At 62.1% G+C, this 12445-nt stretch carries 14 protein-coding genes; 6 read left to right on the top strand and 8 right to left on the bottom strand.

Annotation, left to right across the window (positions count from 1 at the left end):
- Positions 1–24: 24 nt before the first annotated feature.
- The 7 genes from I2C21_RS06530 to I2C21_RS06500 form a co-directional block, all read right to left on the bottom strand.
- A complete protein-coding gene (locus I2C21_RS06530; RefSeq protein ID WP_101692367.1) occupies positions 25–360 on the bottom strand; it encodes a hypothetical protein in 336 nt (111 codons plus the stop codon).
- Between the two features lie 27 nt (positions 361–387).
- Entirely contained in the window at positions 388–1434 is a 1047-nt protein-coding gene (locus tag I2C21_RS06525; protein WP_193535876.1) for a type II secretion system F family protein, read from the bottom strand.
- Positions 1435–1458: 24 nt separating this feature from the next.
- A complete protein-coding gene (locus tag I2C21_RS06520; RefSeq protein WP_235964110.1) occupies positions 1459–2379 on the bottom strand; it encodes a transglutaminase-like domain-containing protein in 921 nt (306 codons plus the stop codon).
- Complete coding sequence (locus I2C21_RS06515; RefSeq protein ID WP_193535874.1) at positions 2376–3131, bottom strand: sortase; 756 nt, start codon at positions 3129–3131, stop codon at positions 2376–2378. The genes I2C21_RS06520 and I2C21_RS06515 overlap by 4 nt, the downstream gene beginning before the upstream one ends.
- A 23-nt stretch (positions 3132–3154) precedes the next feature.
- Positions 3155–4369, bottom strand: coding sequence for an AfsR/SARP family transcriptional regulator (locus I2C21_RS06510; protein ID WP_193535872.1), 1215 nt, complete (start codon positions 4367–4369; stop codon positions 3155–3157).
- Between the two features lie 188 nt (positions 4370–4557).
- A complete protein-coding gene (locus tag I2C21_RS06505) occupies positions 4558–5175 on the bottom strand; it encodes a TatD family nuclease-associated radical SAM protein (protein WP_193535870.1) in 618 nt (205 codons plus the stop codon).
- 48 nt (positions 5176–5223) lie between these two features.
- On the bottom strand, positions 5224–5994 hold the full coding sequence (locus I2C21_RS06500; protein ID WP_195278834.1) for a TatD family hydrolase: 771 nt from the start codon (positions 5992–5994) through the stop codon (positions 5224–5226).
- A 105-nt stretch (positions 5995–6099) separates the two neighbouring features.
- Here I2C21_RS06500 and I2C21_RS06495 point away from each other — a divergent pair, with 105 nt between their 5' ends.
- Positions 6100–7056: a hypothetical protein gene (locus tag I2C21_RS06495; protein ID WP_195278833.1), complete on the top strand. Its 957-nt coding sequence runs from the start codon at positions 6100–6102 to the stop codon at positions 7054–7056.
- 81 nt (positions 7057–7137) lie between these two features.
- On the opposite strand, the gene I2C21_RS06490 is transcribed toward I2C21_RS06495, so the two are convergent.
- The gene (locus I2C21_RS06490) at positions 7138–8082 is read right to left on the bottom strand and encodes an NAD(P)-dependent oxidoreductase (protein WP_195278832.1); all 945 of its coding nucleotides are present in this window, start codon (positions 8080–8082) and stop codon (positions 7138–7140) included.
- Between the two features lie 411 nt (positions 8083–8493).
- Between I2C21_RS06490 and I2C21_RS06485 the strand changes: the two genes are divergently transcribed.
- From I2C21_RS06485 to I2C21_RS06465, 5 genes are all read left to right on the top strand, one after another.
- Entirely contained in the window at positions 8494–8730 is a 237-nt protein-coding gene (locus I2C21_RS06485; RefSeq protein WP_101692375.1) for a hypothetical protein, read from the top strand.
- 88 nt (positions 8731–8818) lie between these two features.
- On the top strand, positions 8819–9508 hold the full coding sequence (gene vanR / locus I2C21_RS06480) for a VanR-ABDEGLN family response regulator transcription factor (protein WP_186963128.1): 690 nt from the start codon (positions 8819–8821) through the stop codon (positions 9506–9508).
- A 94-nt stretch (positions 9509–9602) separates the two neighbouring features.
- A complete protein-coding gene (locus I2C21_RS06475) occupies positions 9603–11123 on the top strand; it encodes a Mur ligase family protein (protein WP_195278831.1) in 1521 nt (506 codons plus the stop codon).
- Positions 11110–11949 carry an epoxyqueuosine reductase gene (locus I2C21_RS06470; RefSeq protein WP_195278830.1) on the top strand — a complete coding sequence of 280 codons (840 nt, stop codon included), beginning with the start codon at positions 11110–11112 and terminating at the stop codon, positions 11947–11949. Before I2C21_RS06475 ends, I2C21_RS06470 begins: the two co-directional genes overlap by 14 nt.
- 67 nt (positions 11950–12016) lie before the next feature.
- The gene (locus tag I2C21_RS06465) at positions 12017–12445 is read left to right on the top strand and encodes a CBS domain-containing protein (protein WP_101692379.1); all 429 of its coding nucleotides are present in this window, start codon (positions 12017–12019) and stop codon (positions 12443–12445) included.

Below are 12445 nucleotides of genomic sequence, written 5' to 3'. Positions count from 1 at the left end.
CTCCTTCCAAAATGGGCCGCCCGCTCATTCCAGAACGGGATCCCCCTGCCCTGCCGCGGGCAAAACCGTGATGTCGGGCATCAGGTTGGAGGCGATGTACTGATAGTCCACAAAGATCCGGCTCTCATCAATGGATACGCCATAGCGCTCCTCCAGATCGGCCAGACTGGCCGGGTAGCTTCCCTCCAGCGCATAGCACTGGACTGCCGCACGCCGGACCGCACGTTCTGTCATGACCAGGCTCTCCTGGTCTGCCTTTCCGCCCAGTCCTCCCGCCGCAGCAAAGAGAAATACAGGCAGTACAACGACCAACAGCACCAGGGGCAGGGCCCGGCGCAGGGTATGTCTGGACTGGAACAAAAAAACACCTCCCAAAAACGGTCTTTATCAACCGCCGATGGCGGAGAGCACACCCAGCAGGGGCAGCATCACGGACAGGAGCACCAGTCCCACCGCCAGACAGAGGATGATGACCAGGCCATACTCAAAGCGGCTGAGGAGCAGCGAGAGCCGCTCATCGGCGTCAGCCTGACAGCGGCGGGAGAGCTCTTCCATGGCCTGCTCGGACACGCCGGCCCGGAAACCGGCACTCAGAAGCCCCGCCTGAAGACCGGTAAAGAGCCCGCAGCTCTCCACCGCGTCAGCAAAGGCAGTCCCTGCCGCCATCCGGTCCCGGCAATCCTTCAGGGCGGGGGCGATCCCCGTTCCGTCCAACAGGTCACAGGAGCGGTCCATGGCCTCATCCAGCGGGAGACCACTGGAGAGCATCAGCGCCATGGCAGAGGCAAAGCGGCTGCGGTCTACCGCCCGATAGGGTGCGGTCCCGGAGAGCAGACGGCTCAGAGCAGCCTGCCCCTTGGCGGTGCGAAACATCCAGAGCACCCACACCGCAGCAGCCACCAGCACCACCGCAAAGGCGGCAGCCACATATTTACTCACCGCGCCAAAGGTCATCAGACCCCGGGCAACGGGGGACAGACTCACACCCAGCTGGCTGAATACCTGCTGGAACACGGGCAGTACCCGGGATACCAGGGCCAGAAAAACCACCGCGATGAGCACCGCCATGGCCGCCGGATAGGCGATGGCCCGCCGGAGGGACTGCTGAGTATCCGCCTCCCGGCGGTAGTACGCGGAGAGGGCCGAGAGCACCTGGTCCAGCCGACCGGAGGCCTGCCCGATCTCCACCATGCGCAGCATATAGTGGGGGAATACTCCGGTCTCCTCCAGTGCCGCGGAGAGCGCACGTCCTTCCAGCAGAACGGCGTGCATCCGCTCCAGCAGTTCCTTCTCACGGGGGGATCGGGCGTCCTGGGCCAGGATGCCCACACTCTCCTCCGAGCCGATGCCGGCCTGGACCATCAGAGAGAGCTCATAACAGAATACAGAGAGCTCATCCGGGCCAAGCACCTGGGGCTTTGCCGTCTTTTTCATTCTTTTCGCTCCCTTTCCGCTCCTTTAATAGGCGTATTTCTGGGAATAATTGCTGGGGGTGGTCACGTACTTCATGATGGAGGCGCTCCCCTTGCCGGTGGAGACAAAGGTGGGGTCCATCATGGTCCAGCTCTTACCGTCAAAGTAGATGGCATTCTTGATCCAGCCCACACCCTCCACATAGACGTCGATCCAGGCGTGGTAGATCTTTCCCGCATAGCCCACGACCAGCTTGCAGGGAATGTCCTGAGAGCGGAGCATGGTGGCCATGACCGCCGCATAGTCAAAGCAGATGCCCTTGCGCGCAGCCAGCACCTTATCCACATCGGGCAGATAGCCCGTGGGCGGATTGGCCGCCAGGTCGTAGTCGTAGCTGAAGTTGCTGGTCACCCAGTTGAAGATCGCGCTTACCTTGGCCAGATCATCGGTGGCGCCGGCATTCTGCACGATCTCTTTACCCTTGGCCACCGTGGTGCTCTTTTCCGTAAAGTTCACATACTGGTTGGGGTAGAGGAAGGGCAGAAACTGGTTGCGCAGCTTCAGAGAGACGCTGGTGCTGTACGCCTGGGCATACTTCGTGCCGGAGGTGTTCTCAAACACCTTGACAGTGTAGCTTCCGTCTCCCTCGGTCAGAGGAAAGGTCTCATAGCTGCCGGTATTGTTCAGGTTATAGGTATAGGTCGTGCCGCCGCTCTTGGTGATCTGCACTTTGATGCGGACATTTTTTCCGCCTGTGTACTTGACCTGGATAAATCCCTCGCTCAGATTGGACGTATCCACGGCGGCTTTCGCGTTGGAGAGGACGGTGACGCCGCTCTGCATAACGGTCTTGGACGGAATGTTGGAAGCCTCCGCCCAGGTCTGAAATACCGTGCCGGCAACGCCCGCCGTCAACACCAGGGCGAGAACTGCGGCACCAACGCGCTTTTTGATGGGTAGATTCAAGGTGTTACCTCCTCAGTTGGAATAGGGGAAGGGTCCGCCGTGCCGATGTCCAGCCAGGCGGGGAAATCGTAGTTTTCGTCATAGGGCAGGATATCCACCTGCCGGGCGCGCACCACATAGCGGTGGTCCGCCACGCCAATGGGCGTACAGGTGGTCAGGGTCAGGCAGGAAAAGCCCTGGCAGTAAATAACGCTCCAGTCATCCGGCTCAATGATCTTGGTCTGATCCCAGACATACTGGTAGATGTGCGTCTCATCCACCAGATAGAGGCAGTCGCCCGGCCCGATGGTGTGCAGGTAGTAAAAGGGAACGTCGTCCGTGATCTGGCCGTTGCGCACCCAGTTCCGGTGGCCCGCAATGGACACATTGCCCCCAACCTCATCCGGCATCTGGGCATAATCATACAGGCCCTCCCCCTGGAGAAGGGTCTGCTCGTCCACACCGTCCAGGACCGGGACGTCCACATCAAGCTTTGGAATCACCAGGCGCATACTGCCGCTCACATAGGCCTTGCGCTTTTCGCTGACAAATACTTTATCCTGAGGGAGTCCCCCGTCATCCGCCTCCGGCCAGGGCATGGGCGTGGCGGAGGGGGAGGGGAGGACCTCCGGCGTGGGCTGGGACTGTGCCGTATACCGCGGTGTGGGCAGTGGGGCCGGCCGGCTGCTTTTCCACACAGCAGCGCCGGCCAGCACCAGCAGCACAGCGGCGGCGGCAAAACAGAGCACCGCCCAGAGTTTGCGTTGTTTCATGGAAAACCCGGCTCCTTTTTCGCTCACGCCATCTCCAGCTCCCGGATGCGGTAGGAGATCTTGAGGAAGCTGCGCCGGTGCTGCCGGTAGAAGGCAGCGACGATCCGCTCCATAACCATGGTGGAATCCTCAAAATTGGCCGCAGGCAGCATCACGACATACTGTGCCCCGCTGTACCGGGAGACCACGTCCCCCCGCCGCAGGCCGTTGGTGAGGATGGCAAGAAGCTGATCCATCGTGTTGTTGAGCGCCCCCAGTTCCGGCATTCCGCCTCCAGGCAGAGAGACCGTCAGAAGCGCCAGATGGACGCAGGTCCCGTTGCGGGCAGCCCGGCGGGCCTCCAGACGGTAGGCCTCCCGGAAGAAGCCGTATTCGCACACAAAGGCACCGGGACGGATGGCGGTCTCCTTCAGGCTCTGCTGAATGACCGCCAGATCGGTCTCCAGGCTCTTTTCCGTGTCCATAATGGCGGTATAGAGATCCCGCAGCTCGGCCGAGGGCGTGACGCCCAAACTCCGGTAGAGCAGATCGGTGGCCATCTCATAGCGCTCCAGCGCGGCGGCATCCCGTCCCTGCTTCACCAGAGAGCGCACCACCAGGATGTGAAGCCCCTCGTCCAGGGGATCCAGCTCGCTGGCACGGCTGCACAGGGCGGTCATCTCTTCAAACTGCTCGTGCTTTTCCAGAAGGGCGGCATACTCCTTCACCGCCCGGACAAAAAGGGCGTGGTAGTGGGTGGACAGGGGGATCACCCACATATGGTTTTCCTGCTTGGGCAGGAAATCCCCTTTGTACAGTTCGGCAGCCTCCCGGTAACAGGCCATCCGCTCCTCATCGCTCCGGTCTTTCTCCTGGGCGCGCAGGCACAGTTCTTCAAAGCGGTCGGCGTCCACCACGCACTCGATCTCCCGGTTCCAGGAGTAAGAGCCGCGCTGGGACAGGATCGGGGGCATATCGCTGGGAAACAGGGGCTCGAGCATGGCACGAACCCGGTAGAGCAGGGTTTTCAGCGCATTGACGGGATTGGAGCTGTTCTCTTCCGGCCAGAACAGTTCGATCAGCTCCGACTGGGATACATTCCGATCCCGGTGTATGATCAGATAGCAAAGGACATTCCAAGGTTTCTGCGAGCGATTGATCTCATCGGTCAGGAGATTTCCATCTACCTCTATACCGAAACCGCCCAGCATAGAGACCGAGACAGACATCCGTTTCGGTACGGCGGCTGGCTGTTTCATGTGACGTTCCTCCCTTACTTTGGGACAAAGCGTGCGGCTGACATATCCTCTTTCTTCTCTTGTATGTACGCATGATTCGTTCCATTCACACACACGTGTGGCATGATACAACTATCATTATATCAGCTTTCCCCCGAAAAAGGTAGTGCTTTTCCCACTTTAAAACGCCAAAATATGGCGGTATACCCTTACTCAGGGATGTACGCTCTGACCCGGAGCCGGGCGCCCAGACTCTCGGCCAGCGTGCGGCAGCGCTGGATCTCCTCCGGCGTCTTGTCCTTATCCACAATGGTCATGACCACATGGGGCACATACGCCGTAGCCCGGCGGGTGAAGTCCAGCATGGCCTCCCAGCCCTGCACTCCATCCTTGGGCTGGGTCACGGCGCAGTACTCCTCCGCCGTGGAGCCGTTGAGGGAGATGGATACCGTGTCGATCCGCCCCGCCAGATCCGCCGTCACATCCCGGCCCTGGATCAGGTTGGCGTGTCCATTCGTGTTGATGCGCACCGGGGGAAGTCCGGGGACCTCCTCCTTCAGCCGGTCCACCAGCCACAGGATATCGTCGGTGCGGAACATGGGCTCTCCAAAGCCGCAGAACACCAGCTCCCGATAGGAGGGGAGATCCCGTTTCCGCAGGTCATCCAGAGCCTCCTCCCGGGTGGGCTCGTGCTCCAGCCACAGGTCGTCGGCGTAGATGCTCCCCTTGTGTCCGTTGTGGCGCAGGCAGAAGACACAGGCGCAGTCGCAGCGGTTGGTGAGGTTGACGTAGAGCGCGCCTTCATATTCATAAGATATGGTCATCATACAGATTAACTCCCTTCGATCCGGCCCCTGGGGCCGTCATGGTGCCTCTTATGCCTCGAGGCGGAAAAAGCGTCTTCCGTTTTCCGTCGTGATGCGGGCCACTTCTTCCGTGCTCAAACCCTTGATCTGGGCCACGGTTTCCGCCATGCGGTAGAGGTAGCCCGAGTCGCACCGCCGCCCCCGGAAGGGCTCCGGCGTCATATAGGGCGCGTCGGTCTCCAGCATGATGTGCTCCAGAGGCAGCCACTCCAGCACCTCCAGCGCACGCCGGGCCTTTTTAAAGGTGATGTTCCCGGTGAAGGAGAGTATCCACCCCATCCGGACCAGGATCTTGGCCTCCTCCACGCTGCCCGCATAGCAGTGGAACACGCCCCGGGCATTGGGATGGGCCCGGGCAATATCCAGGCAGTCCTGGTGGGCGTCCCGGTCGTGTACGATGGCGGGGAGGTCCAGCTCCTCCGCCAGGGAGAGCTGCGCGTCATAGAACTCCCGCTCCTTGGCCCGTCCCTCCGGGTCCTTCACCCAGTAGTAGTCCAGTCCGATCTCGCCGATGGCCTTCACCCGGGGATGGGCCGCCAGGGTGCGGATGGCATCCAGATCCGCCAGGGAGACCCCCTCCAGGTTTTCCGGGTGATACCCCACCGCGGCGTAGAGGAAGGGATAGCGCTCCGCCAACTCCACCGCAAAGCGGGATGTCTCCAGATCACAGCCCGGATTGACCACCAGCTCTACCCCCCGCTCTGCAAGGCCCTCCAGGACCTGATGACGGTCGGCGTCAAACGCATCGCTGTCATAATGGGCATGAGTGTCAAAATACATGTTCTCCGACCTCTCTTGTCAAAAATCATACGGGGGCGTCTAGTGTTTTTTACCTCTGTTTATGATACAATGATTTTTACTCGAATGCAAGGGAGCGAATCTGTCATGTCTGCTGCAACCAGTTCACTTACCGCCGCCTTTTCCGCCTTTGCGCGGGAGGGCGGTTATCTGCTCCGGGACAACCGGATCTACGGCGCCTGCCGCCGGTATCCCTTTGAGGCCGCACTGGCCTCCCACGGCCGGGGCGCCGTGTGCTTTTTCTTTCGGATCAACGGCATTTTATCCACCGATCGACTAAAATCTCTGCGGGAGACTCTGGGCCAGGGCTGGACCATCGGCGTGGTCTCTTCCGGCACATACAGTCTCACCTACAAGCCCACCCGGGAGCAGAGTGAAAGTCCTGATTTTGCCGGGGCCGTGGAACACATGGCCAAGGCACTCCAGGCGGACCGCATCCCAGTCCCCGATACCTGTCCCCTTTGCCAGAAAGCGAGTTGTGACGCTCTGGCCAAAGTACAGGACTTTGGCTTTGGTCCCGTCCATCGCTCCTGTCTGCGCAAGGCGGAAAAGACGCTCCGTCCGGTACGCGCCTCCGGGAGCCGTGCTCTCGGCTTGATCGGCGCTCTTCTCGGCACTCTGGTCGGACTGATCCCGTCCATATTCACCATTGTGCTCCTGGACCGGGTCTTTCTGCTGGCCTATGCCATCCCGCCGCTGTGCGCTTTCCAGGGGTATAAGCTTCTACATGGGCGGATGGACCGCCACGCCCCGCTGGTGACCGCCGCCCTCTTCTCCCTGGCCGCCACCCTGCTCCTGGGACTGGGGCACTGTGCCTATGCGGCGCAGGGCCTCTCCGCCCCCGCACAGCTGCTGGAGCTCTGGTCCGCCCGCTATGGCCTGGGTGAGCTGCTCAAAGAGCTGCTCGTCTGGGTCTTTGGCAGCTGGCTGGCCTGGGGGCAGTTCAGCCGTTCCTCCGGCTATGCCGCCCACTCCATCCAGACCTCTCTGGATACCATGACCGACCGAAACGGCAAGGCACTGGCCTCCTCCAAGCGCGCCTGATCGTATCTCTTCCCCATCCAAGCCCATGATTTGACATGGACCGGCGTGGCCCTCTGAGCCGCGCCGGTCCATTTGATTTTCTCAGCAGACCACATGAATGGGGCTGCCGGCCAGCCAGGCCCGCAGGTTTTCACAGACCAGGGCGGCCCGCTTCTCCATGGACTGCCCGGTGGCAAAGGCCACATGGGGCGTGGCCAGCACATGTCTGGCGCGCAGGAGGGGATGATCCTCGGGTACCGGCGGCTCCATCTCAAACACATCGATGCCCGCGCCGGCAATGCGTCCCTCGTTCAGGGCGTCGGCCAGGGCCTGGGAGTCCACCACACTTCCCCGGGCGGTATTGATCAGCAGCGCGTTGGATTTCATCCGCCCGATGCGCTCGGCGTCCATCAGTCCTTTTGTCTCCTCCGTGGCCGGGACGTGGAGGGAGACGATGTCGCACTCGGACAGCAGGGTATCCAGATCCACCTGTTTGACCCCCGGCAGTGTCTTGGGGGAGCGGTTGTAGCCGTATACCTCACAGCCAAAGGCGTTTGCGATGGCGGCCACCCGGCTGCCGATGGCACCCAGGCCGACCACGCCGAACTTCTTTCCCTCCAGCTCAAAGCCCACCAGTCCGCTCTTGGTCCCGCCCCGGCGGACCACCTCGTCACAGGCGCCCAGGTTCCGGCCCAGCGCGATCACCATACCGAACACCAGGTCCGCCACAGCCGCCGTCGAGTAGCCGGCACAGTTGGACACGGTGATCCCCCGCTCCCGGCAATAGGCGAGATCCACATGGTCCACACCGGTAAAGGCCACATTGATGTATTTCAGGTTGGGGCAGTGCTCCATGACCTCCCTGCGGTATGGAAAATTGGACAGGATCACCGCGTCGGCCTCTCTGGACCGCTCGATCAGGGTGGGCACGTCCTCCGCACGGGTATCATAGGCCACGACCTCCATCCGGCCGTCCACCGCTTTTTCTACCATGTCCAGCAGCTTTTCCTGCTCAATCCCCAGAGGTTCCAACACCATCAGCTTCATCGCATATCGCTCCTTCCGCCCCATATTAACTCGGTCGTTCTGTTGTCTGCCGGTTGGCCCGGCGGGGTCCATTATAGGCCTTTTTTTCTTCCCCCGCAAGCGGCAGAGCTTCCGCCCATTACGCCGCGTCAGACAGCTCCTCCCGCGCCTCCTGTTCACTGTCCGCCGAGAAGCAGAATCGCCCGGCATGGTCATATACCTCCACATGTCCGCAGACCCATCGAAATTCGTAATACATCAGGAGACGCCCCTTTCTGTTCTGAGAAGTTGTCTTTAGCATATGCCTTCTACAGTCCATTAAACCGGACTCTGACACGCATGTTCCGGTTTTAGACTTTTTTAATCCTTTCTTTAAGGCCCTTTCAGGCTTGCGCGGTATACTGGACCCAACCCGAGAAAGGAGCGATAGCGATGTTGACACTCACACTATGTACGGCGGCCCTCTTTCTTCTGGCCCTGATCGGTCTGGTCCTTGTGGCGGTAGGCCTGCCCTTTGCGGTCCTCTTTTTTGCACTGCTTCCCCTGGCGCTGCTGCCGGTGGGGGCGGTCATGCTGCTTTTGGGCCTGCTCCGCACACCCCGGCAGGCAGAACGGATCCTGCCCGGACTGGTGGTGTTTCTTTTGGGTCTGGCTCTGCTCTACCATTAACTTTTTCTTACGTTTCCCCCCACTTCTTGACTTGTGTCCCGGCAGACGGGTATAATGTCGATACGATTTCTGAGAAGGGGGAGTGCCCATGGAAACCCATATTCTGGTGGTGGACGACGAGCCGGAGATCGCCGATCTGGTGGAGGTCTATCTCCAGAGCGAGGGCTTTACCATCCACAAATGCGGCAGCGGCACCGCCGCGCTGGAGGTGGTGCGCTCCGTCCCCCTGGATCTGGCTATTCTGGACGTGATGCTCCCCGATATCTCCGGCTTTACCCTTTGCAGCGAGATCCGCAAGGAACACCATTTCCCCGTGCTCATGCTCACGGCCAAGGTGGAGGACTCGGACAAGATCACCGGGCTGACCATCGGCGCGGACGACTACATCACCAAGCCCTTTAACCCCCTGGAGCTCATCGCCCGGGTCAAGGCCCAGCTCCGGCGCTATACCCGTTACAACGAGACTGACAAGAGCGCCGGGGAGGTCATCGACTTCAACGGTCTAGTCATCAACCGCTCCACCCATGAGTGCTGGCTCTACGACCAGCCTCTGGTGCTCACCCCCATCGAGTTTGACATCCTTTGGATGCTCTGTGAGAACCGAGGACAGGTTATCTCAGCGGAAAAGCTCTTTGAGTCGGTCTGGAAGGAGAAGTATCTGGACCGGAACAACACGGTCATGGTCCACATCCGCCGCCTCCGGGAGAAGATGGGGGAGCCCTCCCGCAATCCCCGTTTCATCAAGACGGTGTGGGGCGTGGGCTACAAAATCGACTGATATAACAGGCGGAGCCGGGACGGCTTCGCCTTTTCTTTTGCCGGTGGGTATGCTAAGATATACAGATACCGAATCTACACGGGTGGTGACCGATATGCAACGACCCCGCCTTCCGCTGGGCGATTACTATCAGCTTCTTCTTCAGCACGGCCTGCTGGCCGGCGACGCGCCTCTTCCCACCGTTCTGGAGCGCACGGTGGAACTGGTCTCCTGCGACTCCCAGAAGGTGATTCCAGGCACCCTCTTTCTCTGCAAGGGCGCGGCTTTCAAGGGACAATATCTGGCCGACGCCATACAGCGCGGGGCCTTTGCCTATGTGAGCGAGCGCCCCTATGAGGAGGGGGGAGACGTCCCCTGCATTCTGGTCCGGGACATCCGCACCGCCATGGGCCTGCTGGCCGATCACTCCCACGGCCATCCCTCCGGCCGCCTTACCATCACCGGGATTACCGGTACCAAGGGCAAGACCACCACGGCCTACTATATCAAATCCATTGTGGACGCCTGGCGGACCGGTCAGGGCCTGCGGGAGAGTGCCATCCTCTCCACCATCGTCACCGACGACGGGCTGGAGCGCCGTCCCGCCAAGCTCACCACTCCGGAGCCTCTGGATCTCCAGCGGCACCTCCTCAACGCGGTGACCGCCGGGAGCGAGTATGTGACCATGGAGTTCTCCAGCCAGGCCCTCAAATACGGCCGGGTCATCGGGGTGGATCTGGCCTGCGCGGTGTTCCTCAACATCGGCGAGGACCACATCTCCCCGGTGGAGCACCCCGATTGGGCGGACTATTTTGCCTCCAAGCTCCTCATCTTCCGGCAGGCCCGTACCGCCTGCGTCAATCTGGACTGTGACCACGCCGCGGACGTGCAGGAGGCCGCCTCGGTCTGCCAGCGGGTAGTGACCTTCTCCCAGCGCTCCGCTGACGCCGACGTCTATGCCAGCGACGTGCGCAAGGTGGGCCACACCATCCGCTTCCATGTGCGCACCCCCCGGTATGAGGGGGAGCTCACCCTGGGCATGCCCGGCCTCTTCAATGTGGAGAACGCGCTGGCCGCCGTGGCGGTGGCCGAGGCCTACGACATCCCCATGGAGGCGGTGGAGCAGGGTCTCCGCCAGGCCGCCGTGCCCGGCCGGATGGAGCACTATGTCTCGGCAGACGGGCAGGTCTCGGTCATCGTGGACTATGCCCACAACGGCATGAGTCTGGAGTACCTCCTCCGCTCCGCCCGGACCGAGTATCCGGGGCGGGAGCTCACCGTCCTCTTCGGCTGCACCGGCGGCAAAGGCATCGACCGCCGGGAGGGCATGGGGACGGCCGCCGGAGCCCTGGCCGACCGTATCCTGCTCACCGAGGACGATCCCGGCCCCGAGGAGGTCACCGACATCTGCGCCGACATCCAGCGCTATCTCACCCCCTTCGGCAAGGTGGGGGAGGTCATCCCCGACCGGGGGGAGGCCATCTCCCGGGCCATCCTGAACTGCCATACCCCGGCGGTGGTGGTCCTGGCCGGAAAGGGCTGCGAGCACCTGCAAAAGCGGCGCAACGGCCCGGAGCCCTGCGTCCCGGACGGCCTGCTGGCCCAGCAGGTGCTGGACCGCTATGACCGGGGCTGAGCTGAGCGCCGCCTTTGCGGCGGCCGGTGCGGCGGGCTGGGGCCATGTGGCCTATGAGCGGCTGCTCCCCGCCATGAGCCGGGAGGCACGGGAGCGGGTGGAGGCCCTGTGCCCCGGCGCTCAAAGCGTTCTGGTGGCCGCTTTCCCGTACTACGCCGGGCGGACGCCGGGCAATCTCTCCCTCTACGCCCGGGGGCGGGATTACCATCTGGTGATTACCGAGGCACTGACCACAATCTGTCATATGCTGGAGGAAAAATACGGATCGTATCGTTTTGTGCCCGGTGCGGACAACTCCCCCCTCCCGGAGCGGGAGGCCGCCCGCCTGGCTGGGCTGGGCATGATCGGGCGGCACGGCCTGGTGATCCTGCCGCCCTACGGCAGCTGGATCTTCCTGGGCACCATCCTCACCGATCTGGACCTTTCCCTCCCACCCGCTTTGCCCAGCGGGGGATGTATGGCGTGCGGCAAATGCCTCTCTGCCTGTCCCGGCGGCGCGCTGCGGGGAGATTCCTTTGATCCGGAGCGCTGCCTCTCCCACCTCACCCAGAAAAAGGGAGCGCTTCCACCGGAACAGGAGGCCCTGGTAGCCGCCCACCCGCTCATCTGGGGATGCGACGTGTGCCAGCTGGTCTGTCCCCACAACGCCGGAGCCGTGGAGACCCCGCTCGCCCCTTTCCGGGAGGATCGGCTCGATTCTCTCACCAGCGAGGCGGTGGAAGGCCTCACCAACCGGCAGTTCCGGGAGGCCTACGGAGAACGGGCCTTTGCCTGGCGGGGCCCGGCCGTCCTGCGGCGCAATTTAGCCCTGCAAAAAAAGAAGTGACAAACGCATAACCGCCGCCTGTTCTGGCGATACTCAGGTATCAAACACCAGAAAAGGCGGCGGTTTTATGTTGGTACGTGATTTGATGAATCCCCATGTGGTCTCCATCACCCCCGTGGAGAGCGCGGCCCTGGCGGCCCGGCTGCTCTCCCGGTATGATCTGGGGGCCCTGCCGGTGTGTCAGAACGACGGACGGCTCAAGGGCATGGTGACCGACCGGGACCTGGTCCTCCGGTGTCTGGCCCCCGGCGAAAATCCGGAGCGCCTGCCGGTGGGGGACATCATGACCCGCTCCTGCGCCTGGGTCAGTCCCAATGCCGACGTGCGGGAGGCCGCATCGGTCATGGCGGCGGCCCAGGTGCGGCGGCTGCCGGTGGTGGAGGACCGCCGGGTGGTGGGCATGGTCTCCCTAGGCGACCTGGCACGCAGCCGCACCTGCGATATGGAGGCGGGGGCGGCTCTGGCCAACATCTCCCAGGGCGTGCGCCGGGTATAG

It is taken from the genome of Clostridium sp. J1101437_171009_A5, assembly GCF_015547905.1.
GTDB lineage: Bacteria > Bacillota > Clostridia > Oscillospirales > Oscillospiraceae > Pseudoflavonifractor_A > Pseudoflavonifractor_A gallinarum.
The sequence above is the reverse complement of the archived record's forward strand: the minus strand, read 5'-3'. Positions and strand labels throughout refer to the sequence as shown.